This window comes from Achromobacter sp. D10 (assembly GCF_035282245.1).
Classification (GTDB): domain Bacteria; phylum Pseudomonadota; class Gammaproteobacteria; order Burkholderiales; family Burkholderiaceae_B; genus Achromobacter; species Achromobacter insolitus.
Genome location: NZ_JAYJLE010000001.1, coordinates 572,861 through 595,369, shown reverse-complemented (window position 1 = coordinate 595,369; position 22,509 = coordinate 572,861). Strand labels below are relative to the sequence as shown.

The following is a 22,509-nucleotide window of genomic DNA, read 5'->3' as shown; positions in this document are numbered from 1 at the left end:
TACAAAAACAGAAGGAAAGAGGATTTAACTATGGCCACCAAGAAACCCAAGGGATTGGGCCGCGGACTGGACGCCTTGCTCGGCGCGGACGCGCCTGCCATCGATAACATCGGCAAGGCCACCGCCAAGCCCGAGGGTCCGCCGTCCACCTTGCCCGTCTCGAAGATGCGCGCAGGCAAATATCAGCCGCGCACGCGCATGGACGAGGGCGCATTGGGCGAATTGGCCGAATCGATCCGCACGCAAGGCATCATGCAACCCATTCTTGTGCGGGCACTGGGCGAAGCCGCGCCCGGCCACTATGAAATCATCGCCGGTGAACGGCGCTTTCGCGCGGCCCAGCTGGCTGGCTTGAAGGAAGTGCCGGTGCTGGTGCGTGAAGTGGCCGACGAGAACGCAGCCATCATGGCGCTGATCGAGAACATCCAGCGCGAAGACTTGAATCCGCTTGAAGAGGCGCAGGGCGTGCGCCGTCTGCTGGACGAATTCGGTTTGACGCACGAGCAGGCCGCGCAGGCGATCGGGCGCTCGCGCTCGGCCACCAGTAACCTATTGCGCCTCTTGAACCTGGCCGCGGCCGTGCAGACCATGTTGTTGGCGGGCGATGTAGACATGGGCCATGCGCGCGCACTGCTCGCCGTGGATGCCGCCACGCAGATCCAGCTGGCCAACCAGATCATCGCGCGCCGCCTGTCGGTGCGCGAAGCCGAAAAGCTGGTCGCCAAGACCGCCAAGGAAGTGGAGTCCTCCGCGGTCTCCAAAAAGAAGACCAATGGGGTCTCGCGCGATCTGACACGCCTGGAAGAAGCCCTGTCCGACCACCTGGGCACGCGCGTCGCGCTGAAGGTGGGTGCGAAGGAAAAGGGCCAGATCGTCATTGATTTCCACGGCTGGGAACACCTGAATTCCCTGCTTGAGCGCCAGGGCCTGTCCGGGGTGGTGGATGCCTGACCGCGCGCTGCCTGTCATCGCGGTACTGGCGACGGGCGGCACGATTGCCGGCGCCCAGGCCAACGCGACTGCCGCTGGCTACAAGGCAGGTTCATTCTCGGTCAACGACTTGCTGGACGCCGTGCCGCAACTGGCCGGCCTTGCCGAGATCCGAGCCGAACAGGTCGCCAACGTCGGCAGCCAGAATATGACGCATGCCGTGTGGCGCGCGTTGGCGCAACGCGTGGACGCGTTGTGCCGAGACGCTTCGGTGGCCGGCATTGTCATTACCCATGGCACCGATACGCTTGAGGAAACGGCGTACTTCCTGAGCCTGGTGATACCCCATGACAAGCCCGTGGTGCTTGTGGGCGCCATGCGTCCCGCCACGGCGCTGGGCGCCGAGGGGCCTGCCAATCTGTACAACGCCGTGGCGCTGGCGCGCCACCCCGACGCGCGGGGCCGCGGACCGCTTGTCGTCATGAACGAAGACGTGCATTACGCCCGCGAGATCCAGAAAATCGCCAGCGCGGGGCTGTGCGCCTTCGCATCGCCCAATCGGGGCCGCGCGGGCGTCATGCATGGCGGAGTTCCGTTCTTCTATTCGCGCAACACCACTACGCACACCGACAAAAGCGAGTTTTCACTCGCATTGCTGGAAAAGGCCGGCTGGCCCCGCGTCGATATCGTCTATGCGTACGCCAATCTGCAGGCCGACCTGATTGATTTCCTCGCCGATACCGCGGACGGCATCGTGCTTGCCGGAGTGGGCGACGGCAATGCCACCGATCTCGCCATTGAAGGCCTTGGCCGCGCCGCGGCCAACGGCGTGGCAGTCGTGCGCTCCAGCCGCACTGGCAGCGGGTTTGTGGCGCGCGACGTCGAGCTGGACGACGCCCGTCTGGGATTCGTCGCCGCACGCGACTTGAACCCCCAGAAAGCCCGCATCCTGTTGATGCTGGGCTTGTCGCTTACCCGCGATCCGGCTGCCCTGCAGGATCTGTTCGACCGCTATTGATGCGCGGCGGCTGAATCGCCCCCGCCTTGCTGGGCCAGCCCGAGGCTGGTCCTGAGCATGTCATAGACCTGGCGCGTCAGCGGATTGATCAGGTCAGGTCTTATCCACAGGAAGTACGTCACGTCGGGCAGCGGCGGCAATCCTTCTTTCTCGCCCAGTACCCGCATCTCCGGCCCCAGCAACTCCACGCTGCGCGCCGTCACCCCCAAACCCGCGCGTAAGGCGGCTTTGATTCCCACCAGCGTCGGCGCCACGTAATTGGTGTGCCAGCGCACGCGCGCCTGTTCCAGGGCCGTGAGCGCCAGGCGGCGGAAGATACTCGGTTCGTCGGCCAGCACGAGCGGCACCGGCGCATGCATGTCGTGCACATAGTCCGCGGATGCCAGCCAGACCGTGGGCGAGGTGCGCAGCGCCACGCCTTCGAAGTCCTGGTCGAACCGGGTGGATATCGTGAGATCGAGTTCTCCCGCGCGCAGGGCATCCATCAGGAAGGGGCTGCGGTCCGTGCGGATTTCGAGTTTCACGCGCGGTGCCGACCGCGCGATGTGCGTAAGCAGGGTAGGCAGGATGGAGTCCGCCACGTCCAGCGGTGCGCCCAGCCTCAGGTCGCCCTCCAGCGGCCCGTCCTGCAGGGCGCGCAACGCTTCGTCGTTGATGGCCAGCATATGCCGCGCGTACTCGACCAGTCGGCGTCCGTGCGACGACAGCACCTTGTTGCGGCCCTGCTTTTCGAACAGCGGCTGGCCGATCAGGGATTCCAGCCGCTGCATCTGCTGCGTCACCGCCGACTGCGTCTTGTGGAGACGGTTGGCGGCTTCGGAGAACGTCTCGTGCCGCGCGATGGCGGTGAGGGTGCGAAGCAGGTCCAGATCCAGGTTGCGCATGAGGGTGTGGAAAACATTAGCGATGCTAATGGAATTTTAAGGCAATTTAAATTGTTCCCGGCGAGCGGGGCGGATACATTCAATCCCATATGTCATGAAAATAGGGAAAATTCAAAGTGACCACTACGCATCCCCATCAGGCCGGTATCGCCCAGGCCATCGGAAATATTAAAAAAACTGTAGGAAATAAGGGCCTGAACCGAGACAGCCTCAAGGCCGTGCTGGACGAACTGATAGGCTTGGCCAGCCACACCGATTGGTGGGCGGCGGATCGCTACCCGGCGCCGGAAGACGGAGAGCGCCAGGCGCGCTACCTGATCGCCGAAGATGCCGACAAAAGCTACGCCCTCTATCTGAACGTGATGCGTCCCGGCAAGCAGATCGTCCCCCACAATCACACGACCTGGGCCTGTATCGCGGCCGTTGAAGGCGTGGAATACAACTACGTCTACGACCGTAGCGACGATGGTTCCGTGCCTGGCGTGGGCCGGCTGGAAAAGACCGGCACCGTGGTGGTCGGCCCCGGCACGGGTATTGCGCTCATGCCGGACGATATCCATGCGGTTGAAATTCAGGGCGACAGCGTCATCCGCCACCTGCACATGTATGGTCGCGCGCTGGAAACGCTGACCGAACGTCTGGCATTCGATCTGGACGCCGGCACCTGCAAAGTCATGCCGATCGGCGTGCAGACGCGCCGCTGATCATGGACAAGCCCTATCGGTCCGCGACGCGCCTGTTGCGCGCAGGTCGCCCGCAACGCGGCTGGGTGAACACCCCCGTGACGCGCGCCAGCACTTACGTTTTTGATAGCGTGCAGGATTGGCGTGACACGCGCAGCCGGCGCGACCAGGAACGCCTGCCGTCCTACGGCGCGCGCGGCACCGATAGCACGCACGCGCTGGAAGACGCGTTGGTAGAACTGGAAGCTGGCTATCGCGCCAAGCTCTATCCAACCGGACAAGCGGCCATCGCCACTGTGTTGTTGGCATATCTCGGCGCGGGCGACCACGTGCTGATCACGGACGCCGTGTACGAGCCCGTGCGGCGTTTCTGCGCGGAGCATCTCTCGCGCTTGGGCATCGCGTACACATACTATCGGCCGGACGGCGTGGGCATCGAGGCGCTTATCAGGCCTGAAACCCGCATGATCTACGCGGAATCTCCGGGCTCACTCACTTACGAGATGCCCGATCTGCCGGCATTGGCCGAACTGGCGCGCACGCATGATTGCTGGCTGGCTGTGGACAACACCTGGGCGTCCGGGTTGCTGTACAAGCCGCTCACGCTGGGCGCGGACATTTCCATTCTGGCCGCCACCAAGTACCTGGGCGGTCATGCCGATGTGATGATGGGCGCCGTGATCACCAACTCGCGTGCATGGAATGCCGTGGAACGCGCCACCGTGGACCTGGGCCAGACCGTCGGCGCCGATGACGCCTATCTCGTCTTGCGCGGCGTCCGCACGCTGCCGCTGCGCTTGGCCCAGCACGCCCGGGCGGCCTTGCGCGTGGCCGATTTCCTGCTGGGCCGTCCGGAAGTCGCGCGCGTTCTGTGTCCGGCCTTGCCCGGCGATCCTTCCCATACCTTGTGGCAACGCGATTGCAGCGGCGCCAACGGCCTCTTGACCGTTGAGTTCGTCAGCTCGGTCAGCGTGGACGATGCCGAGCGGCTTATCGACAGCCTGCGGCTCTTCGGCATCGGCGCATCGTGGGGCGGGTTCGAAAGCCTGGTGATCCCCGTGCGCCTGGCTGCCGCGCGTTCCCTGCCGGACCCTGTGCCGCGCGGCGCCATGCTGCGTCTGCATGTCGGCCTGGAGGATCCCGATGATCTCATCGCCGATCTCGAACAGGCGTTTGCCAAACTCTCCCCGTCTTCCCGTTCCCTTTGAGTTCCATGATGCACCCCATCCAAGACCATTCCGTTGCCGACATCGATCCTCACACGCTCAAGCAATGGCTGCACGACGGCGCCGAGATCGCGCTGCTGGACGTGCGCGAACATGGCCTGTATGGCGAAGGGCACCTGTTCTACGCCGCACCCGTGCCGTATAGCCGGCTGGAAGTGGATATCGTGCGTCTGGCGCCGCGGCGGGATGTGCGGGTAGCGGTCTACGACGACGGCGGCGCCGACGACACGGCGTATCGCGCCGCGCATGCGCTGGCCGCGCTCGGATACCGCAACGTGCACCGTTTGGCCGGCGGCATCGCGCAATGGCAGCGCGACGGCTACGCCGTCTTTGCCGGCGTGAACGTGCCCAGCAAAACCTTCGGGGAGCTGGCCGAAGAAGTTTTCCACACCCCCCGCATCGGCGCGCGTGAACTTGCCGAGCGCCAACGCCGCGGCGACGATCTGATCGTGCTGGACGGCAGGCCGTTTGCCGAATACCAGAAGATGAGCATCCCCGGCGGCGTTTGTTGCCCCAATGGAGAGCTGGCGCTGCGCGCCCATACGCTGGCACGCAACCCCCGCACCACTATCGTGGTGAACTGCGCCGGCCGCACGCGCAGCATCATCGGCGCGCAAACGCTCATCAACCTGGGCGTGCCCAATCCTGTCTATGCATTGGAGAACGGCACTCAAGGCTGGTATCTCGAAGACCTGCAACTCGAACACGGCGCGCGTCGCCGCTACGAAGACAATATCGCGCCCCAGGACCTGCCGGCGCTGACCCAGCGGTCATTGAAGCTGGCCGAGAGCCATGGCGTGCCCATGGTGGATGCGGACGAAGTGCAGGCCTGGTTGCGCGATACGGCTCGCAGCACCTTCCTGTGCGATGTGCGCAGCGCCGAAGAGTACGCGCAAGGTTCCTTGCCCGGCGCGCAACACGCACCCGGCGGCCAGTTGATCCAGGCCACGGACCAATACGTGGCCGTGCGGGGCGCGCGCATCGTCGTGTTTGACGCTGAAGGCGTACGCGCGCCTGTGGTCGCCAGCTGGCTGCGGCAGATGGGCTGGGACGCCAGCGTGCTGCGTGAAGGCGTTCAAGCCCGCCTGGACAACCCTGTGGAAAAGGTGCTGGCGCCGCCAGTGCCACTGCTGAGCGACGCACAGCTTGCCGCCGCGCTTGCGCAAGACGCGCAACTGGTCGACCTTCGTCCCAGCATGCGCTATCGCGCCAACCATATCGTGGGCGCGCGCTGGTCCATCCGCCCGCGTCTGGCCGGCTTGCGCCTGGACAGAACGCGTCCCGTGGTGCTGCTCGCCGAAGACGCCGCCCTGGCCGCCTGGGCAGCGCAGGATCTCCGGGCGTCGGGCGTGCATGACATCCAGGTCAACACCGGCGATCCCTCGGGCTGGGCCGCGCAAGGAATCGCATTGGCGTCCACGCCTGCCGAGCCTGCCGACGCCGAGTGCATCGACTATCTGTTTTTCGTGCATGACCGCCACGACGGCAATAAGGCGGCCGCGCGCCAGTACCTGGCCTGGGAGACCAATCTGGTCAAGCAGATCGACGAACGCGAATTGGCGGGCTATCGCTTTCCGGCCCGCTGATACCGGAACCGCCGTGCAGGCCTGACCCGGCCTCGCGACACAGAAGACGCATCAATCCGAAAAGTACGCCCCGGCCTTCATGGCCGGGGTGCGGACGGTTCTTGCCGAACCGAAATGCAAAGGACGGCCGAGTATCCGGTCGCCAACCACAAGGGGAAACCAGATGAAGCACCATGCATTGCACGTAAGCAAGGCCGCTGCCGCGGCCATGGCCGGTTTGCTGTGGGCGGGCGCAGTCCACGCACAGGCGCCCGCGCCCTTGCCGGACTATCCCAAGCAGGCCATCACGGTCGTCTCGCCATTTCCGCCGGGGGGCGGCAATGACGGCGTTGCGCGGCTGCTCGCACAGGAGCTGGGCGCCATCACGGGCCAAAGCGTGGTGGTCGAAAATCGCTCCGGCGCGGGTGGCAACCTGGGCACGGCGCAGGTCGCGCGAGCCAAGCCCGACGGCTACACCCTGGTGATGTCGCAAACCAGTGTGATGGCGGTCAACCCGCGCTTGTACAAGAACGTGGGCTTCGACCCGGTCAAGGACTTCACGCCGATCTCGCAGATCACGTCCGCGCCGCTCGTGCTGGTGGCGCGCAGCGAAAGCCCGTACCGGACGCTGAACGACTATCTGGAGGCCGCGCGCAAGCAACCCGGCGTCATTACCTACGCAACGCCCGGCAACGGCACCATGAGCCATTTGATGGGCGCGCTGTTGTCGCAGAAGGCAGACGTGAAGCTCGTGCATGTGCCGTACCGCGGGGCAGCGCCCGCCATTACCGACCTGATGGGCGGCACGGTGGACATGTTGATAACTTCGCCCGCGTCGGCCGAGCCCATGGTCGCCGCCGGAAAGCTGCGCATTCTCGCGCTCAGCCACGAGAACAGCATCGGCATCTTCAAGGGGGCGCCCACGCTCAAGCAGGCGGGCATGGAGGGCATCACCGCCGACGATTGGTACGGCTTGTTCGCACCCGCGGGGACGCCGCCCGAGCGCATCGCCTATCTGGCGCAAGCCGTGGCGCAGGCAATGAAATCGCCAGCAGTGATCGCCAAGATAAACAGCGGCGGCAGCTGGGCGGTTGGCAGCCAGCCCGCCGCATTCAAGACGCGGCTGCAGGAAGACACTGTGTATTGGGCCGATATGGTGAAGACTGCCGGCGTATCGCTGGACTGACGCTGCGGCCCCGCCTGCGCTACACCGCCACGACTTTGCCAACCGCGGATTTCAAGGCGGCGTAGGCGGGCGACTTCTGCGCGCTGGTGTTGGTGACCAGATGGTCGATGCGGTCCGCGCTGCAATACGACACGCGGCTGCACAGGCCGATCTTGCTGAAGTCGGCCAACAGCACCAGCTGCTTGGCATTGGCCGCCATCGCTCGCGCCACCTCCGCCTCGCGCAGATCGTAGTTGGTGGCACCGAACTCGGCGTCCACGCCCACCGGCGACAGCAGCGCAAGGTCCGCGCGATAACGGTGGATCTCGGCGATCGTGATGTCGCCAGCCGTGGCGCAGACCGGCCCGCCCACGGATCCACCCAGCATGATCAGCTGGTTCGCGCCATTGCCGGCCGTGCCTACTTTCAAGGCTACGTCGAACGAGTTGGTGATGACGGTCAGGCCCGACAGCTTGGCCAGCTCGTCGGCCAGCACGCTGGTGGTGCTGCCCGCATCCAGGAACAATGTTTGCCCGCTGGAAACCAGGCCGGCGGCTGCGCGCGCGATGGCGCGCTTGTACTTGACGCGCGTATGCACGCGTTCCGCGATGGGCGGCTCGCTGTGCACCGGCACGGCGCCGCCATGTACGCGCCGCAGTTCCCCCATTGCCTCCAGCTCCAGCAGGTCACGCCTGACCGTTTCCCGCGAGACCCCTAGTTCGCCGACGATACGGTCGGTCGATACCTGCTGCAATGAAGACAGCAGGGCGCGGATTCTCTGATACCGCTCTTCTTGCCACATGTCCGATGCTTCCTAATCTATGTCCGGCGCCTCGCGGCTGCGGCGATCAGCGCGCGCAATGCCAGCAGGGAACCTCCCACGACCAGCATGATAAGGGTTGAATAGGCTGCGGCCTGCGAAACGAACCCGGCTTCGTCCAGGCGCAGGACGGAGACCGGCGCCACGCTGACCGAGGGCGTGACCAGGAAGATTACTGCCGACAGAGTCACCATGGACCGCATGAACAGGAAGAAGAACACGCCCAGCACGGTCGGGCCGATCAAGGGCAACACCGCGTCGCGCAGCACCCGCAGCGTGCCGCCGCCCAGGCAACTGACAGCCTCCTCCAGGGCCTGCGGCACGGCGCGCATACCGGTCATCATCGTCAGGAAGCCTTGCGTGTGATAGTGGTAGAAGTTGCACAAGGCGATCAGCGCGGCGCTGCCATAAAGCGCGTACAGGGGCGTGCCGGGGGCGTTGAAGGCGAAGATGTATGACAAGCCCAGCACCAGGCCAGGAACGCCTACCGGCAGTACCGACACCAGATACACCAGCTTGGCCCACGCCCTGGGGATGCGGCAAACCCCGAAACTCAGGAAGAACAGCAACAGCACGCCACCGCTCGCTGCCGCCAGGGAGATGTACAGGGACGTCCATAGCGGCGCATAACCGCCACTTACCGTGATGTCGTAGTGCTTCAGCGTCCATTCCATGCGGTACGGCCACAGCCGCATGAAGCTCGCGAATACGACCGTGGCCACCGTCAGGATGATTGTGCCGCTGGCCAGCAGCACGCCGGCGGTAAACGCCGCATCGCGTCCCCGGGCCCGTTGCGGCGTGACTCTCTGGCCGCTGGGCGAGGCCGAGCCGAACTGCCGTTGGGAGGCGACACGCTCGATCTGCACCGATATCAGCGAAGGCAGCAACAGCAGGATGCCCACCACGGAGCCCATGCCGAAGTTCATCTGCCCGGATACCTGGCTGTAGATCTCGGTGGCCAGAACCCGGTAGTTGCCGCCGATCACCGCGGCGTTGCCGAAGTCGGTAATGGTGATGACGAATACCACGAAGGCGGCGCTCAGCAGGCCGAACTTGCAGTTGGGCAGGGTTATGTCGAAGAATTGGCGCGCACTGGAAGCGCCCATGACCTCGGCTGCGTCGTAGTAACGCGCGTCCATGTTGCGCAAGGCCGCCTGCAGGATCAGCACGGCCTGGGGCAGGGCGTAGAACACGTTCGAGATCAGCAGGCCCCAGAAGCCGTAGATATCGATTTCCCAGCCAGTCCAGCGGTGCACCAGCCCATTGCGACCCAACAGGAAGATGAGCCCCAGGCCCTGCACCAGCGACGGCGCCAGCAGGGGCAGCACCAATGCCAGCCGCACGGCGGCCTTGCCGCGCATGCAGCTGCGGTCCAGCCCATAGGCGATGGCAAAGCCCAGTGCCACGCTGACCACCGTGGTGGCGGCACTCATGACCAGGCTGTTCAGGGTGGCGGTGAGCACCCCGCGGGTGGCGAATACCTCGGCGTAGTTGCCCAGGCCGACCGAGCCGTCCTTCTCCACCAGGCTGCGCCAGGCCACGGTCGCCAGCGGATAAAGAAAGAACAGCGCCAGGCCCGCCAGGGGTATGCCAACGCAGCTCCATAGCAGTACACGGTCCGCCGACCAGGGCGCGCGGCCGGCTGGCGCCGCGATGGCCGTGCTGGCGTGGGCGGCGCTCAAGCGGCGGCTCCGGCAGGCAAGGTGTGACCCGTCATACGCTTACCCAGGCGCACTGGCCGGGCTCCATGTCCAGCCGCACGGGGGCGCCGCGTGACAGCCCGGCCGCGCCATGCTGTTCCACCAGCAGTTCGCGTCCCTGCCAGGCCACCCGCAAGCGAGTGAGATTGCCCATGAAAGTCATGTCCTGCACCCGGCCAGGTCCGTGCTCGTCCGCGGCGATACGCAGGTTTTCCGGCCGCAGGCAGGCCTCGTAGCGCTCGCTGGCGCCCTCGGGGCGCGTCGCCAGCAACTGGGGCATGGCCTCGCGCACCCAGTCGGTGGGCAGCAGATTGCTCAGTCCCACGAAATTTGCCACGAAGCGCGTGCGCGGCCGCAGGTACAAATCGGAAGGCGAGCCCACCTGCTCAATGCGCCCGTCGTTCATGCAGACGATCTTGTCGGCAAGCGTGAGCGCTTCTTCCTGATCGTGCGTCACCATCACCGTGGGAATCTTCAACCGGCGCTGGACGTCGTGGATCTCGGCGCGCATATCGGTGCGCACGCGCGCGTCCAGCGCGGACAGGGGTTCGTCCAGCAAGATCAGCGCGGGGTCCACGGCCAGCGCGCGAGCCAGAGCCACGCGCTGTTGCTGGCCGCCGGACAGCTGGTGCGGATAGCGTTCGGCGTGGTCGGGCAGCTTGATCAGCGTCAGCAATTCCTTCACGCGCGCCGCAATGCGTTCACGCGATTCGCCGCGGATGCGCAGGCCGTAACCCACGTTCTCCGCGACGGTCATGTTGGGGAACAGGGAGTACGACTGAAACACGATGCCGAAGCCGCGCTTGCGCGCAGGCAGCGCGCTCAAGTCGCGCCCGCCCAGTGTGATCGTCCCGCGGTCGAAGGGCAGCAAGCCCGCCACGATACGCAGCAAGGTGGTCTTGCCGCAGCCGCTGGGGCCGAGCAGGCAGACGAATTCGTGCTCGCCCACGGACAGGTCGATGTCTTCCAGTGCTACCGAGGCATCGAACGTCTTGCGTATTCCGCGCAATTCCAGATACATGGCGTCTCCAGGACAGGCGGCGGCCGGCTTGTCGCCGGCCGCCTGGCCGTCAACGCTTGATGGTGTCCTGCCAGGTCTTGATGGTGGCGTCCCGTTCCGCGGCGGATTTGGGGAAGTCCACGGGGTACAGCACGGCGGTCAGGTCCTTGGGCAGGCCGGCGGCTTCAGCGGCTTTGTTGGGCGTGGCGCCAGGTATCGTCACCAGTTCCTTGTACTTGCTGTACAGGCTGCCGGCTTGCGCAGACAGCGTCCAGTCGAGAAAGCGCTTGGCGTCGGTGGGGTTCTTGGCCGTCTTCATCAGCCCCGAGGCTTCCAGCTCGTAGCCGACCCATTTGGAGGGGATCACCATCTTGATGGGAAAGCCCTCTTCGATGGATTGCATGGCGGGGAAAGCGAAGGACACGCCGATGGCATATTCCCCGGCGCGGGCCATTTTGCACGGACGCGAGCCCGACGGGGTGTACTGCGCCACGTTCTTGTCCAGGTCCTTGAGCAGCGCCCAACCTTTTTCCTTGCCCATGCCCTGTAGCAACGCGACGATCTGCAGATAGCCAGTGCCGGAGGCCGCCGGGCTGGGGATAACTATTTCGCCCTTGTAGACCGGCTTGGTCAGGTCTTCCCAGGATGTGGGCATGGGCAGGTTCTTGGACTTGAGCCTGTCGGTGTTCACACAGAAGGCGGCCACATAGCCCGTGGCTGCGAACCACTTCTGGTCGGCGCCTTTGTATTGGGCGGGCAGGGCGTCCATGCCTTTGGCGGCATACGGTTCCAGCAGGTTCTGCAGGCGCGCGTCCAGCATATTGCTGACGGCAAAGCCCCAGATCACGTCTTGCTGCGGGTTGGAAGCCTCAGCGATCAGGCGGGCGCCGAGATCGCCGGTGGACAAGCGCAGCACATTGACCTTCACATCCGGCATGGCGGCGTTGGCGGCTTTCAGATAGGCCGCAATTTCGTCTTCTTCTAGGGCGGTATAGACGGTGATGGCGCCGGCGTGGGCCTGCGTCCAACCTAGGGAAATTACTGCAACCACAAGGCTAAGCTTCTTCATACATTGCATGATGGGACTCCGGTTGGAATACACGGCAACGGTGGCGAGCTACGTAGGTGGACAGCCTTCTGCAACAAGTCCGGCGGGTTGCAGTTTTATGTATGTTTGCAAATTTGTGGCAACGTGTCTAGACTGGAAAAACCAGTATTCAAGGGTTTTTTTGGCGTAGGCGCATCTCCCCGCGCCACGCCTGGAGCTCATCGATGCAAACTTCACCGCCGTTATCCGAGCAGCAGCTGGCCGCGTACTCCTCGTTCGCCCAGGCGCTGGCGGACCGTGTGCGTCCCTTGTCGCGCACGTGGTTCCGGCATCCGCTGGCCGTCGACACCAAAGCCGACGAGAGCCCCGTCACGCAGGCGGATCGGGAGGTAGAGGCCGCCTTGCGTGAGGCTATCGGCCAGCAGTATCCGGACCACGGCATCTTCGGCGAAGAATTCGGCGTCTCGCATGCCGAGGCCGAGCTGGTGTGGTCGCTGGATCCCATCGACGGCACCCGGGCTTTCATTTCCGGCAATCCGCTGTGGGGCACGCTATTGGCGTTGTTGCATCGGGGCAGACCCGTGCTCGGCGTGATCGACGTGCCCATGCTGGACGAGCGCTGGGTTGGCGTGGCCGGCGCCTCGGCCCAGTTGAACGGCGCAAGCTGTCGCGCAAGCACGTGCACGGAACTGCGCCAGGCCATTCTGTATGCCACCTCGCCGGACATTTTTGCCGGCGCGGAGTTGGCCGCCTTCGACGCGTTGACACAGGCTGCGCGCATGCGCCGTTACGGTGGCGATTGCTACAGCTACGGCCTGCTGGCCAGCGGGCATGTCGATCTGGTGGTCGAGTCCGGGCTGCAGCCGTATGACTATCTGGCGCTGATGCCCGTGATCGAAGGGGCTGGTGGCGTCATTACTGATTGGTCGGGGCAGCCGCTAGGCCTCGAATCGCAGGGCCGCGTCGTCGCGGCCGCCACGCCGCAGTTGCATCGCCAGGCGATGCGGGTGCTGGGGGCGGCCATGACCTGAACGCCGCGCCGCCCGCCCGCAGGTCAACGCAACGCTTCAGTCACAGGGTGAACGAGCATGCATGCACTAGGGGTAGCAACGGTGGAAGACGCGGAGCGGCTGGTGCAAGCCAGCCAGCTCTCGCACATCAAAGTAGGCTTGTCCGACGTCGATGGCGTCATGTTGGGCAAATACTTGCGGCGCGACAAATTCCTGGGCGCGCTGCGTTCAGGGCTGGCGTTCTGCGACGTGGTGTTCGGCTGGGACCTGGACGACCAGCTTTACGACAACACGAAGTACACGGGCTGGCACACCGCTTATCCCGATGCCAAGCTCAGGATCATTCCGCAAAGTGGCCGCCGATTGCCGCTGGAGCAGGGGCCGGGCGGCGAGGACATGCTGCTGTTCCTCGCGGAATTTGAAGGCGATGCGGGCGCCATCTGTCCGCGCCGGCTGCTGCACCGAACCCTGGATCGCGCCGCCGGCATGGGCTACGACGTCTACGCTGCGCTTGAATACGAGTTCTTCATGTTCCGCGAAACGCCGCATTCCGTGCGTGCCAAGAACTATCGCAACATGGAGAACTGGACGCCGGGAAACTTCGGCTACTCCGTGCTGCGCAGCACGGTAGAAGGTGATTTCTACCGCAAGCTGCTGGACATGTGCGAACGCATGGACATGCCCATCGAAGGCCTGCACACCGAGACGGGGCCCGGCGTGCTGGAAGCCGCCCTGGCGGTGGACCTGGCTGCTGCTGCGGGCGACAAGGCTTTCCTCTTCAAGACCTTCACCAAGGCGCTGGCGCAGCAGAACGGGCTGATGGCGACCTTCATGGCGAAATGGTCGCACGACCATCCCGGCCAGAGCGGGCACATCCACCTTTCTTTGCGTGACCGGAAGACCAATCGTTCTGCCTTTTACGACGAGTCGCAGCCGCATGGAATGAGCGCGATCCAAGCCTCCTTCATGGCCGGCGTGCAGCGCTATCTGCCCGAGTTCATGGCCATGTATGCGCAGACCATCAACAGCTATTCGCGCCTCGTGCCTGGGTATTGGGCGCCGCTTGATGCCACCTGGGGCATGGAAAACCGCACCACCGCCTTGAGGTTGATTCCCGGCAGCGACAAATCGCAACGCGTGGAAGTGCGGATCGGCTCGGCCGATGCCAATCCCTATCTGGCTTTGTCCGCCGCACTGGCTTCCGGGCTGTACGGCATCGAACAAGGTCTGGCGCCCGAACCCATGGTGCAAGGAAATGCCTACACGCAGCAGTTTCCGGCGCATTTGCGCTTGCCCAACACGTTGTGGGAATCGGCGCAGCGGCTGCGCGAGTCCGAGGCCGCGCGCCATTTGTTCGGCAATGCTTTCGTCGAACATTTCGCGGCCACGCGCGAGTGGGAAGAGCGGCAATTCCGGCGGCACGTGACCGACTGGGAACTGGCGCGCTATTTCGAAATCATCTGAACCCGATCCACTACGCTTGCGCAGGACAGACATGACCCAGGAACTCATCACCATCAGTCCCATCGACGGGCGCGAGGTCGTGCGCCGCCCCTATGCCAGCGAGGCGCAGATCGCGCAGGCGCTCGCCGACGCCCAGGCCGCGCAGCCCGCGTGGCAGGCGTTGGGCGTCGAGGAGCGAGGTCGCATCGTGTCCGCGGCGGTGGACCGCTTCGTCGCCGCGAAGGATGAGATTGCGCGCGCCATCACCATCCAGATGGGCCGACCATTGCGCTACACGCCCGGCGAGGTCGGGGGCTTCGAGACGCGTGCGCGCCACATGATTGGGATCGCGGCAGAGGCGCTGGCTCCCATCCAGGTACCGGCCCAGGCAGGATTCACACGCTTCATCAGCCGCGAACCGATCGGCGTCGCCCTGACGATAGCGCCGTGGAACTATCCCTTGTTGACCGCGGTGAACAGTATCGTGCCGGCGCTGATGGCTGGAAATGCCGTCATCCTAAAACATTCCGACCAGACCCCTCTTTGCGCCGAACTCATCGAACGCGCGTTTCGGGAAGCGGGGGCGCCCAAGGGCGTATTCCAGTATCTGCACGCCAACCATGGGATCGTGCATCGCCTGATACGCGCGCCCGAGATCGGCTACGTCTCGTTCACCGGCTCCGTGCGCGCAGGCCATGCCGTGGAAGAAAGCGCGGCAGGACGCTTCATCGGCGCGGGCCTGGAGCTCGGCGGCAACGACCCCGCTTATGTGCGGGAGGACGCCAAGATCGATCATGCGGTCGAAACCCTGGTGGATGGGGCATTCTTCAATTCGGGCCAATCCTGCTGCGGCATCCAGCGCATCTACGTGGCGCGCGTCCGGTATGACGAGTTTGTCGAGCGTGCCGCGGAACTGACGCGCAGCTACGTTCTGGGAAACCCACTGAACGCAGAGACCACGCTGGGTCCCGTCGTGCGGGCCAAGGCCGCCGCCGAAATTCGCGGAATCGTCGACGAAGCGCTTTCGGCCGGCGCCAGAAATATGATTGATCCATCATATTTCAAAGAAGCGAGCAAAGGCTCGCCTTATGTAGCCCCTGCGTTGTTGACGGATGTCGATCACCGCATGCGCATCATGAGCGACGAGTGCTTTGGACCCGTCGTTGGCATCATGGCCGTCGATAGCGACGAGGAAGCCATAGGCCTGATGAACGATAGCCCCTACGGCTTGACGGCGGCAGCGTTTACCCAGGACGAGGAAGCGGCGTTGCACATTGGCCGGCAGGTTCGTACCGGCACGTTTTTCATGAATCGCTGCGACTATCTCGATCCCGCGCTGGCCTGGACCGGCGTGAAGAATTCCGGCCGCGGCGTGTCGCTGTCCGTGGTCGGCTACGAACAGCTTACGCAAGCCAAATCCTTTCATCTGCGCAGCGTCTGACACGACGCCTTCAGGAAACGAACCATGACTGTGCCCAGCGTCAATTGGAACTACCCCACCGCCATCAAGGCCGGCCCCGGCCGCATCAAGGAACTGCCCGAACTCTGCCGCGGCCTCGGCATGGCGCGTCCATTGCTTGTGACGGATCCGGGGCTGGCGGCCTTGCCCATGGTGGCGGGTGCGGTGCAGGCATGTCGGGATGCAGGCCAGGAATGCGGCATATTTCACGAGATCAAAGGCAATCCTACGGGCCGTAATGTCGAAGACGGCGTGGCGGCGTACCGCCAGGGTCGGCATGATGGCGTGATCGCCTTCGGCGGCGGCTCTGCGCTGGACGCCGCCAAAGCCATCGCGCTGATGGCGGGACAATCGCGGCCCCTGTGGGATTTCGAGGATATCGGCGACAACTACCTGCGGGTCGACGTGGCCGGCATGGCGCCGGTGGTGGCGGTGCCAACCACTGCGGGCACGGGCTCCGAGGTGGGGCGCGCCTCCGTCATCACCGACGAGGCCGCCGAGGTCAAGCGCATCATCTTTCACGCACGCATGTTGCCCGCCGTCGTGATCCTGGACCCAGAACTGACGGTGGGCCTGCCGCCGAAGATCACCGCCGCGACTGGCATGGACGCGCTGTCGCACAATCTGGAGGCCTATTGTTCGCCGTTCTTCCATCCCATGGCGGCGGGCATTGCGATCGAAGGCATGCGCCTGGTAAAGGAATATCTGCCTCAAGCGGTGGTCAACGGCGGCGATCTGCAGGCGCGGCTTCAGATGCTGGTGGCGTCCAGCATGGGCGCGACCGCATTCCAGCGCGGGTTGGGTGCCATGCACGCGTTGGCGCATCCATTGGGGGCGCTGTACGACGCGCATCACGGCACGCTGAACGCCATCCTCATGCCCTATGTCCTGAAGGCCAATCAGCATGCGGTAGCGCCGAGACTGGAGGCGCTGGCGCGCTATCTGGACCTGCCGGAACCCGGGCCGGCCGCGGTACTGGATTGGGTGTTGCGCCTGCGTGAGACGCTGGGCATCCCCCACACACTGGCGGAAATCGGCATCGATGATGCGCAGGCCGAGCGGGTAGGGCGCATGGCTGCCGAGGATCCATCCGCCGGCAGCAACCCCGTCAACTACACGCCGGAGCAGTATTCCAATCTTTTCCGTGCAGCAATTCGCGGAAACCTGTAAGCTTCGCCCCCTCTGCGTGGAAACGCAGCGGTGGTTGAAGAAGAATTTTGAATATTTCGTCCGAAGCGTTTGACAGCGGATTTGAAAGTGTTCATAATCTCGAATTCTCCGCTGGAGGAGTGCCCGAGTGGTTAAAGGGGGCAGACTGTAAATCTGTTGGCCTTGCGCCTACGTTGGTTCGAATCCAACCTCCTCCACCAGAGACCCATACCTAAATCCAGGCGCGGTTGGCCTGGATTTACAATGTGAAGCTCAAAGCGCTGAGCAACCTTCGCAAAGAAGGCCGTAATGTGCTCAAGGCTTCAGGTTGAAAAAGGTTTGGGAAAGAGAAGGTGAAAGGGTATGCCGCGGGTGTAGCTCAATGGTAGAGCAGAAGCCTTCCAAGCTTACGACGAGGGTTCGATTCCCTTCACCCGCTCCAAGATTTATTTGCCCATGTGGCTCAGTGGTAGAGCACTCCCTTGGTAAGGGAGAGGTCGCGCGTTCGATCCGCGCCATGGGCACCACTAATTTCTCTTTTCTTCAGTCAGAAGCGCAATCCAGGTCAGGAGTCAGCCATGGCAAAAGGCAAGTTTGAACGTACCAAGCCGCACGTGAACGTGGGTACGATTGGTCACGTTGACCACGGCAAAACGACGTTGACGGCGGCCATCACGACCGTTCTGTCGACCAAGTTCGGCGGCGAAGCCAAGGGCTACGACCAGATCGATGCAGCTCCTGAAGAAAAGGCACGCGGCATCACCATCAACACCGCGCACGTCGAGTACGAAACGGAAACGCGTCACTACGCGCACGTTGACTGCCCGGGCCACGCTGACTACGTCAAGAACATGATCACGGGCGCCGCCCAGATGGACGGCGCGATCCTGGTCGTGTCGGCCGCTGACGGTCCGATGCCGCAAACCCGCGAACACATCCTGCTGTCGCGCCAGGTTGGCGTGCCGTACATCATCGTCTTCCTGAACAAGGCTGACATGGTTGACGACGCCGAGCTGCTCGAGCTGGTGGAAATGGAAGTTCGCGAACTGCTGTCGAAGTACGACTTCCCGGGCGACGACACCCCGATCGTGAAGGGTTCGGCCAAGCTGGCGCTGGAAGGCGACAAGGGCGAACTGGGCGAACAGGCCATCCTGTCGCTGGCCCAAGCTCTGGACACCTACATCCCGACGCCTGAGCGCGCGGTTGACGGCGCGTTCCTGATGCCCGTCGAAGACGTGTTCTCGATCTCGGGTCGCGGCACCGTGGTGACCGGCCGTATCGAACGCGGCGTGATCAAGGTCGGCGAAGAAATCGAAATCGTCGGTATCGCTCCGACGGTCAAGACGACCTGCACCGGCGTGGAAATGTTCCGCAAGCTGCTGGACCAAGGTCAAGCCGGCGACAACGTGGGCATCCTGCTGCGCGGCACCAAGCGTGAAGACGTCCAGCGCGGCCAAGTTCTGGCCAAGCCGGGCTCGATCACCCCGCACACGGACTTCACGTCCGAGGTGTACATCCTGTCCAAGGAAGAAGGCGGCCGCCACACCCCGTTCTTCAACGGCTATCGTCCCCAGTTCTACTTCCGCACGACGGACGTGACGGGCACGATCGACCTGCCGGCCGACAAGGAAATGGTTCTGCCGGGCGACAACGTGACGATGACCGTCAAGCTGCTGGCCCCCATCGCCATGGAAGAAGGTCTGCGTTTCGCCATCCGTGAAGGCGGTCGTACCGTCGGCGCCGGCGTCGTCGCCAAGATCCTGAAGTAAGCAATACCCGGATGGGTAGAGTGGACTTTAAAGTCCCTCTATCCATCTTTGTCGTAAAAGTAGTATGATGTATGGTTCCGCGAGTTGTTGCATGTCGCGCGGAAGCAGCTGTGTAGTGCAAGTGTAGTGTTTTAGGGGCATAGCTCAATTGGCAGAGCGTCGGTCTCCAAAACCGAAGGTTGTAGGTTCGATTCCTACTGCCCCTGCCACCGCCAGGATAAACCCGCGGGAGATCATCGCGAGTTACGCATTCACGGCGGCTCGCGTCGCAATATGTCTAATACCAGCGTAGAAACCGTAACCAGTACCGCCGACCGGGTGAAGCTCGGGCTGGCGGTTCTTGTCGTTATTGCTGGCATCGTCGGGTTCTCCGTGCTCAGCGCGCAACCGATGCCTGCACGTATCGGCGTATTCGTCGGCGGCCTTGTGATCGCAGCCGTGATCGCCTGGTTCAGCGAACCTGGCCGCCGCACCCTGAGCTTCGCCAGCGAGTCCTACAACGAAGTCAAGCGTGTCTCTTGGCCCACGCGCAAGGAAACGACCCAGATGACGGGTATCGTTTTCGCGTTTGTGGCGGTCATGGGCATTTTCATGTGGGTGCTCGACAAGGGCATCGAATGGATTCTCTACGGCCTGTTGTTGGGCTGGAAATAAGGACGGCGAATGAGTAAGCGTTGGTATGTCGTCCATGTGTACTCCGGCATGGAAAAAAGCGTACACAAGGCCCTGAACGAGCGCATCGAGCGCGCAGGCCTGCAAACGTCTTTTGGCCGCATTCTTGTGCCCTCCGAGGAAGTCGTCGAGGTCAAGGGCGGTCAGAAGTCGATCACCGAGCGCCGCATTTTCCCCGGTTATGTCCTGGTTGAAATGGACCTGACCGACGAAACGTGGCACCTGGTCAAGAACACCAACCGCGTCACCGGTTTTTTGGGTGGCTCGGGCAACCGTCCGACCCCGATTTCCGAAAAGGAAGTCGAGAAGATCCTCTCCCAGATGGAAGAGGGTGTCGAGAAACCCCGCCCCAAGATCCTGTTCGAAGTGGGCGAGATGGTTCGGGTCAAGGAAGGTCCGTTTGCAGACTTCAACGGCAACGTCGAAGAAGTCAACTACGAAAAGAGCAAGGTGCGCGTGTCTGTCACCATTTTTGGTCGCGCCACGCCCGTCGAACTCGATTTCAGTCAGGTCGAAAAGACCTAATTTCAACCCCGGGGAGCTCCCAGGCCTGAACGCCCAGGAGCGATATAACCCGCAAGGAGCAAAGCATGGCGAAGAAGATCGTCGGCTTTATCAAGCTGCAAGTGCCGGCTGGTAAGGCTAACCCCTCCCCCCCGATTGGCCCGGCCCTGGGTCAGCGTGGCCTGAACATCATGGAATTCTGCAAGGCGTTCAACGCCAAGACCCAAGGCATGGAGCCTGGTCTGCCGATTCCGGTGGTGATCACCGCCTTCGCCGACAAGAGCTTCACCTTCGTGATGAAGACCCCGCCCGCGACGGTCCTGATCAAGAAGGCCGCCGGCGTGCAAAAGGGTTCGTCCAAGCCGCATACCGACAAGGTCGGCACGCTGACCCGCGCTCAAGCTGAAGAGATCGCCAAGGCCAAGGGCCCCGATCTGACCGCCGCCGATCTGGACGCCGCTGTGCGTACGATCGCTGGTAGCGCCCGCAGCATGGGCATCACGGTTGAGGGGATCTAATCATGGCAAAACTGTCCAAGCGCGCCGCCGCCATTGCTCAGAAGATCGACCGCACCAAGCTGTACCCGGTCGCCGAAGCCCTGACCCTGGTCAAGGAAACCGCTGTTGCCAAGTTCGATGAATCCATCGACGTGGCCGTGCAGCTCGGCATCGACCCGAAGAAGTCGGACCAACTGGTCCGCGGTTCGGTCGTGCTGCCCGCCGGCACCGGCAAGACGGTCCGCGTGGCTGTGTTCGCCCAAGGCGACAAGGCTGAAGCCGCCAAGGCCGCTGGCGCCGACATCGTCGGTCTGGACGACCTGGCTGACCAGATCAAGGCCGGTCAGATGGACTTCGACGTGGTCATCGCCTCGCCCGACACGATGCGTGTCGTGGGTGCCCTGGGTCAGATCCTGGGTCCGCGTGGCCTGATGCCGAACCCGAAGGTCGGCACCGTGACGCCTGACGTCGCCACCGCTGTCAAGAACGCCAAGGCCGGTCAGGTTCAGTACCGTACCGACAAGGCTGGCATCATCCACGCAACGATCGGCCGCGCGTCGTTCGGCGTGGAACAGCTGCAAAACAACCTGGCCGCTCTGGTCGACGCCCTGCAAAAGGCTCGTCCCGCAGCTGCCAAGGGCATTTACCTGCGCAAGCTGGCCGTTTCGTCCACGATGGGCGGCGGTGCTCGCGTGGAAATTGCCTCGCTGTCGGCCAACTAAGCCGATAGCTGTAAACGTACTTTGGGCTGCATCCGGATTCCTCCGGATGTTGCTGTCAAAGACCGCTGGAGCAGGGTGGTTCAAGCTGTATCGAGCCACTCCGCTTAATCCCGAAGCCCGTAAGGTTCGGATCCAGCGTAGACGGCGTCCCCAGGAAGATTTCTTTATACGAAGAACTCGACCAGGCGCCGCATTCGGTTGACGCGCAAGGCTCAGGCCCCAGGCGTCTTTTGATGGAGTGTTCAAACCGTGAGTCTCAATCGTCAAGAGAAAGCGGTGGTGATCGAGGAAGTCTCGGCAGAAGTTGCCAAGGCCCAATCGATTGTTATCGCTGAGTACCGTGGTCTGGACGTCGCCTCTGTCACCGTACTGCGCAAAACTGCGCGTGAATCGGGCGTGTATCTGCGTGTTCTGAAGAACTCGCTGGCCCGTCGTGCTGTTGCCGGCACGGCTTTCGAGCCGTTGGCCGAGCAACTGACTGGTCCGCTGATCTATGGTATCAGCGCTGATCCGGTCGCGGCGGCCAAGGTCCTCGCAGGTTTCGCGAAGAGCAACGACAAGCTGGTCATCAAGGCGGGCTCGCTGCCCAACAGCCTGTTGACCCAAGACGGCGTGAAGGCCCTGGCCACCATGCCCTCGCGCGAAGAGTTGCTGTCGAAACTGCTGGGCACCATGCAAGCCCCCATCGCGCAATTCGTGCGTACGCTCAACGAAGTTCCGACCAAGTTCGCCCGTGGCCTCGCCGCCGTGCGCGACCAGAAGGCCGCGGCTTAATCGCCTGCCTTCACGGAATTCGCTGAACGACCGAGCGACACCCAAACCCTGGCATTACCAAAATATTTGGAGTTCTGAAAAATGGCACTTAACAAAGCTGAAATCCTTGACGCCATCGCTGGCATGACCGTGCTCGAGCTGTCCGAGCTGATCAAGGAAATGGAAGAGAAGTTCGGCGTGTCGGCTGCTGCCGCCGCTGTCGCTGTCGCTGCTCCCGCCGCTGGTGGCGCTGCCGCCGCCGCTGAAGAGCAAACCGAGTTCACCGTCGTCCTGACCGACGCCGGCGCGAACAAGGTTAGCGTCATCAAGGCCGTGCGCGAGCTGACCGGTCTGGGTCTGAAGGAAGCCAAGGACCTGGTCGACGGCGCTCCGAAGCCCGTCAAGGAAGCTGTGGCCAAGGCTGACGCCGAAGCCGCCAAGAAGAAGCTGGAAGAAGCTGGCGCCAAGGTCGAAGTCAAGTAAGACCTGCGT

General features: G+C 63.4%; 22 protein-coding genes and 4 tRNA genes. 21 read left to right on the top strand and 5 right to left on the bottom strand.

Translation table 11 applies throughout. The annotated features are described in order from the left end of the window. Nucleotides 1-30 precede the first annotated feature (30 nt). Entirely contained in the window at nt 31-951 is a 921-nt protein-coding gene (locus tag VCS63_RS02870) for a ParB/RepB/Spo0J family partition protein (RefSeq protein ID WP_042795879.1), read from the top strand. After that, on the top strand, nt 944-1,948 hold the full coding sequence (locus tag VCS63_RS02865; RefSeq protein ID WP_164794308.1) for an asparaginase: 1,005 nt from the start codon (nt 944-946) through the stop codon (nt 1,946-1,948). Before VCS63_RS02870 ends, VCS63_RS02865 begins: the two co-directional genes overlap by 8 nt. Here VCS63_RS02865 and VCS63_RS02860 read toward each other — a convergent pair. Continuing rightward, entirely contained in the window at nt 1,942-2,832 is an 891-nt protein-coding gene (locus tag VCS63_RS02860; protein WP_042795881.1) for a LysR substrate-binding domain-containing protein, read from the bottom strand. The two genes, VCS63_RS02865 and VCS63_RS02860, sit on opposite strands and share 7 nt — an antisense overlap. Nucleotides 2,833-2,948: 116 nt before the next feature. Here VCS63_RS02860 and VCS63_RS02855 point away from each other — a divergent pair, with 116 nt between their 5' ends. The 4 genes from VCS63_RS02855 (at nt 2,949) to VCS63_RS02840 (ending at nt 7,492) form a co-directional block, all read left to right on the top strand. Further along, nucleotides 2,949-3,536: a cysteine dioxygenase family protein gene (locus tag VCS63_RS02855; RefSeq protein WP_164794309.1), complete on the top strand. Its 588-nt coding sequence runs from the start codon at nt 2,949-2,951 to the stop codon at nt 3,534-3,536. Nucleotides 3,537-3,538: 2 nt separating this feature from the next. After that, complete coding sequence (metC, locus tag VCS63_RS02850; protein ID WP_164794310.1) at nt 3,539-4,723, top strand: cystathionine beta-lyase; 1,185 nt, start codon at nt 3,539-3,541, stop codon at nt 4,721-4,723. 5 nt (nt 4,724-4,728) lie between these two features. Continuing rightward, a complete protein-coding gene (locus tag VCS63_RS02845; protein ID WP_149065376.1) occupies nt 4,729-6,327 on the top strand; it encodes a rhodanese-like domain-containing protein in 1,599 nt (532 codons plus the stop codon). Nucleotides 6,328-6,490: 163 nt separating this feature from the next. Next, on the top strand, nt 6,491-7,492 hold the full coding sequence (locus VCS63_RS02840; protein ID WP_063639099.1) for a Bug family tripartite tricarboxylate transporter substrate binding protein: 1,002 nt from the start codon (nt 6,491-6,493) through the stop codon (nt 7,490-7,492). Between the two features lie 19 nt (nt 7,493-7,511). On the opposite strand, the gene VCS63_RS02835 is transcribed toward VCS63_RS02840, so the two are convergent. The 4 genes from VCS63_RS02835 to VCS63_RS02820 are packed head-to-tail and all read right to left on the bottom strand — an operon-like array spanning nt 7,512 to nt 12,069. Further along, a complete protein-coding gene (locus VCS63_RS02835; RefSeq protein ID WP_013397042.1) occupies nt 7,512-8,273 on the bottom strand; it encodes a DeoR/GlpR family DNA-binding transcription regulator in 762 nt (253 codons plus the stop codon). A 17-nt stretch (nt 8,274-8,290) separates the two neighbouring features. Beyond that, the gene (locus tag VCS63_RS02830; protein ID WP_149065373.1) at nt 8,291-9,973 is read right to left on the bottom strand and encodes an ABC transporter permease subunit; all 1,683 of its coding nucleotides are present in this window, start codon (nt 9,971-9,973) and stop codon (nt 8,291-8,293) included. A gap of 31 nt (nt 9,974-10,004) precedes the next feature. Beyond that, entirely contained in the window at nt 10,005-11,012 is a 1,008-nt protein-coding gene (locus VCS63_RS02825) for an ABC transporter ATP-binding protein (RefSeq protein WP_149065372.1), read from the bottom strand. A 49-nt stretch (nt 11,013-11,061) separates the two neighbouring features. Further along, nucleotides 11,062-12,069, bottom strand: a complete 1,008-nt coding sequence (locus VCS63_RS02820; RefSeq protein WP_323878305.1) for an ABC transporter substrate-binding protein — start codon at nt 12,067-12,069, stop codon at nt 11,062-11,064. Nucleotides 12,070-12,263: 194 nt separating this feature from the next. Here VCS63_RS02820 and hisN point away from each other — a divergent pair, with 194 nt between their 5' ends. The 15 genes from hisN to rplL all read left to right on the top strand — a co-directional run bounded on the left by hisN (nt 12,264) and on the right by rplL (nt 22,500). Continuing rightward, nucleotides 12,264-13,070: a histidinol-phosphatase gene (gene hisN, locus VCS63_RS02815; RefSeq protein ID WP_323878303.1), complete on the top strand. Its 807-nt coding sequence runs from the start codon at nt 12,264-12,266 to the stop codon at nt 13,068-13,070. A gap of 57 nt (nt 13,071-13,127) precedes the next feature. Further along, the gene (locus VCS63_RS02810) at nt 13,128-14,513 is read left to right on the top strand and encodes a glutamine synthetase (RefSeq protein WP_323878300.1); all 1,386 of its coding nucleotides are present in this window, start codon (nt 13,128-13,130) and stop codon (nt 14,511-14,513) included. A 31-nt stretch (nt 14,514-14,544) separates the two neighbouring features. Then, complete coding sequence (locus VCS63_RS02805) at nt 14,545-15,933, top strand: aldehyde dehydrogenase family protein (RefSeq protein WP_301879892.1); 1,389 nt, start codon at nt 14,545-14,547, stop codon at nt 15,931-15,933. Between the two features lie 24 nt (nt 15,934-15,957). Further along, a complete protein-coding gene (locus VCS63_RS02800; RefSeq protein WP_063961632.1) occupies nt 15,958-17,121 on the top strand; it encodes an iron-containing alcohol dehydrogenase in 1,164 nt (387 codons plus the stop codon). 113 nt (nt 17,122-17,234) lie between these two features. Then, nucleotides 17,235-17,321: transfer RNA gene (locus VCS63_RS02795), tRNA-Tyr, on the top strand. A 147-nt stretch (nt 17,322-17,468) separates the two neighbouring features. Next, a tRNA-Gly gene (locus VCS63_RS02790) sits at nt 17,469-17,542 on the top strand. A gap of 10 nt (nt 17,543-17,552) precedes the next feature. Next, nucleotides 17,553-17,627, top strand: a tRNA-Thr gene (locus VCS63_RS02785). A 51-nt stretch (nt 17,628-17,678) separates the two neighbouring features. Further along, nucleotides 17,679-18,869 carry an elongation factor Tu gene (gene tuf, locus VCS63_RS02780; protein ID WP_042795889.1) on the top strand — a complete coding sequence of 397 codons (1,191 nt, stop codon included), beginning with the start codon at nt 17,679-17,681 and terminating at the stop codon, nt 18,867-18,869. 133 nt (nt 18,870-19,002) lie between these two features. Further along, nucleotides 19,003-19,078: transfer RNA gene (locus tag VCS63_RS02775), tRNA-Trp, on the top strand. A gap of 64 nt (nt 19,079-19,142) precedes the next feature. Beyond that, the gene (gene secE / locus VCS63_RS02770) at nt 19,143-19,523 is read left to right on the top strand and encodes a preprotein translocase subunit SecE (protein ID WP_006389585.1); all 381 of its coding nucleotides are present in this window, start codon (nt 19,143-19,145) and stop codon (nt 19,521-19,523) included. Between the two features lie 9 nt (nt 19,524-19,532). After that, nucleotides 19,533-20,066 carry a transcription termination/antitermination protein NusG gene (gene nusG, locus VCS63_RS02765; protein WP_006389586.1) on the top strand — a complete coding sequence of 178 codons (534 nt, stop codon included), beginning with the start codon at nt 19,533-19,535 and terminating at the stop codon, nt 20,064-20,066. 65 nt (nt 20,067-20,131) lie between these two features. Further along, the gene (rplK, locus tag VCS63_RS02760) at nt 20,132-20,563 is read left to right on the top strand and encodes a 50S ribosomal protein L11 (RefSeq protein ID WP_042795890.1); all 432 of its coding nucleotides are present in this window, start codon (nt 20,132-20,134) and stop codon (nt 20,561-20,563) included. 2 nt (nt 20,564-20,565) lie between these two features. After that, the gene (gene rplA / locus VCS63_RS02755) at nt 20,566-21,264 is read left to right on the top strand and encodes a 50S ribosomal protein L1 (protein ID WP_042795891.1); all 699 of its coding nucleotides are present in this window, start codon (nt 20,566-20,568) and stop codon (nt 21,262-21,264) included. 249 nt (nt 21,265-21,513) lie between these two features. Further along, nucleotides 21,514-22,038: a 50S ribosomal protein L10 gene (gene rplJ / locus VCS63_RS02750; RefSeq protein ID WP_063640506.1), complete on the top strand. Its 525-nt coding sequence runs from the start codon at nt 21,514-21,516 to the stop codon at nt 22,036-22,038. An 81-nt stretch (nt 22,039-22,119) separates the two neighbouring features. Continuing rightward, a complete protein-coding gene (gene rplL, locus VCS63_RS02745; protein ID WP_042795892.1) occupies nt 22,120-22,500 on the top strand; it encodes a 50S ribosomal protein L7/L12 in 381 nt (126 codons plus the stop codon). Nucleotides 22,501-22,509: the final 9 nt, after the last annotated feature.

What these genes read in the sequence shown, in the direction of transcription:
- VCS63_RS02870 (WP_042795879.1), top strand. Translation starts at nt 31, where the DNA reads ATGGCCACCAAGAAACCCAAGGGATTGGGCCGCGGACTGGACGCCTTG.
- VCS63_RS02865 (WP_164794308.1), top strand. Translation starts at nt 944, where the DNA reads ATGCCTGACCGCGCGCTGCCTGTCATCGCGGTACTGGCGACGGGCGGC.
- VCS63_RS02860 (WP_042795881.1), bottom strand. Translation starts at nt 2,832, where the DNA reads ATGCGCAACCTGGATCTGGACCTGCTTCGCACCCTCACCGCCATCGCG.
- metC (WP_164794310.1), top strand. Translation starts at nt 3,539, where the DNA reads ATGGACAAGCCCTATCGGTCCGCGACGCGCCTGTTGCGCGCAGGTCGC.
- VCS63_RS02845 (WP_149065376.1), top strand. Translation starts at nt 4,729, where the DNA reads ATGATGCACCCCATCCAAGACCATTCCGTTGCCGACATCGATCCTCAC.
- VCS63_RS02840 (WP_063639099.1), top strand. Translation starts at nt 6,491, where the DNA reads ATGAAGCACCATGCATTGCACGTAAGCAAGGCCGCTGCCGCGGCCATG.
- VCS63_RS02835 (WP_013397042.1), bottom strand. Translation starts at nt 8,273, where the DNA reads ATGTGGCAAGAAGAGCGGTATCAGAGAATCCGCGCCCTGCTGTCTTCA.
- VCS63_RS02825 (WP_149065372.1), bottom strand. Translation starts at nt 11,012, where the DNA reads ATGTATCTGGAATTGCGCGGAATACGCAAGACGTTCGATGCCTCGGTA.
- VCS63_RS02820 (WP_323878305.1), bottom strand. Translation starts at nt 12,069, where the DNA reads ATGCAATGTATGAAGAAGCTTAGCCTTGTGGTTGCAGTAATTTCCCTA.
- hisN (WP_323878303.1), top strand. Translation starts at nt 12,264, where the DNA reads ATGCAAACTTCACCGCCGTTATCCGAGCAGCAGCTGGCCGCGTACTCC.
- VCS63_RS02810 (WP_323878300.1), top strand. Translation starts at nt 13,128, where the DNA reads ATGCATGCACTAGGGGTAGCAACGGTGGAAGACGCGGAGCGGCTGGTG.
- VCS63_RS02805 (WP_301879892.1), top strand. Translation starts at nt 14,545, where the DNA reads ATGACCCAGGAACTCATCACCATCAGTCCCATCGACGGGCGCGAGGTC.
- VCS63_RS02800 (WP_063961632.1), top strand. Translation starts at nt 15,958, where the DNA reads ATGACTGTGCCCAGCGTCAATTGGAACTACCCCACCGCCATCAAGGCC.
- tuf (WP_042795889.1), top strand. Translation starts at nt 17,679, where the DNA reads ATGGCAAAAGGCAAGTTTGAACGTACCAAGCCGCACGTGAACGTGGGT.
- secE (WP_006389585.1), top strand. Translation starts at nt 19,143, where the DNA reads ATGTCTAATACCAGCGTAGAAACCGTAACCAGTACCGCCGACCGGGTG.
- nusG (WP_006389586.1), top strand. Translation starts at nt 19,533, where the DNA reads ATGAGTAAGCGTTGGTATGTCGTCCATGTGTACTCCGGCATGGAAAAA.
- rplK (WP_042795890.1), top strand. Translation starts at nt 20,132, where the DNA reads ATGGCGAAGAAGATCGTCGGCTTTATCAAGCTGCAAGTGCCGGCTGGT.
- rplA (WP_042795891.1), top strand. Translation starts at nt 20,566, where the DNA reads ATGGCAAAACTGTCCAAGCGCGCCGCCGCCATTGCTCAGAAGATCGAC.
- rplL (WP_042795892.1), top strand. Translation starts at nt 22,120, where the DNA reads ATGGCACTTAACAAAGCTGAAATCCTTGACGCCATCGCTGGCATGACC.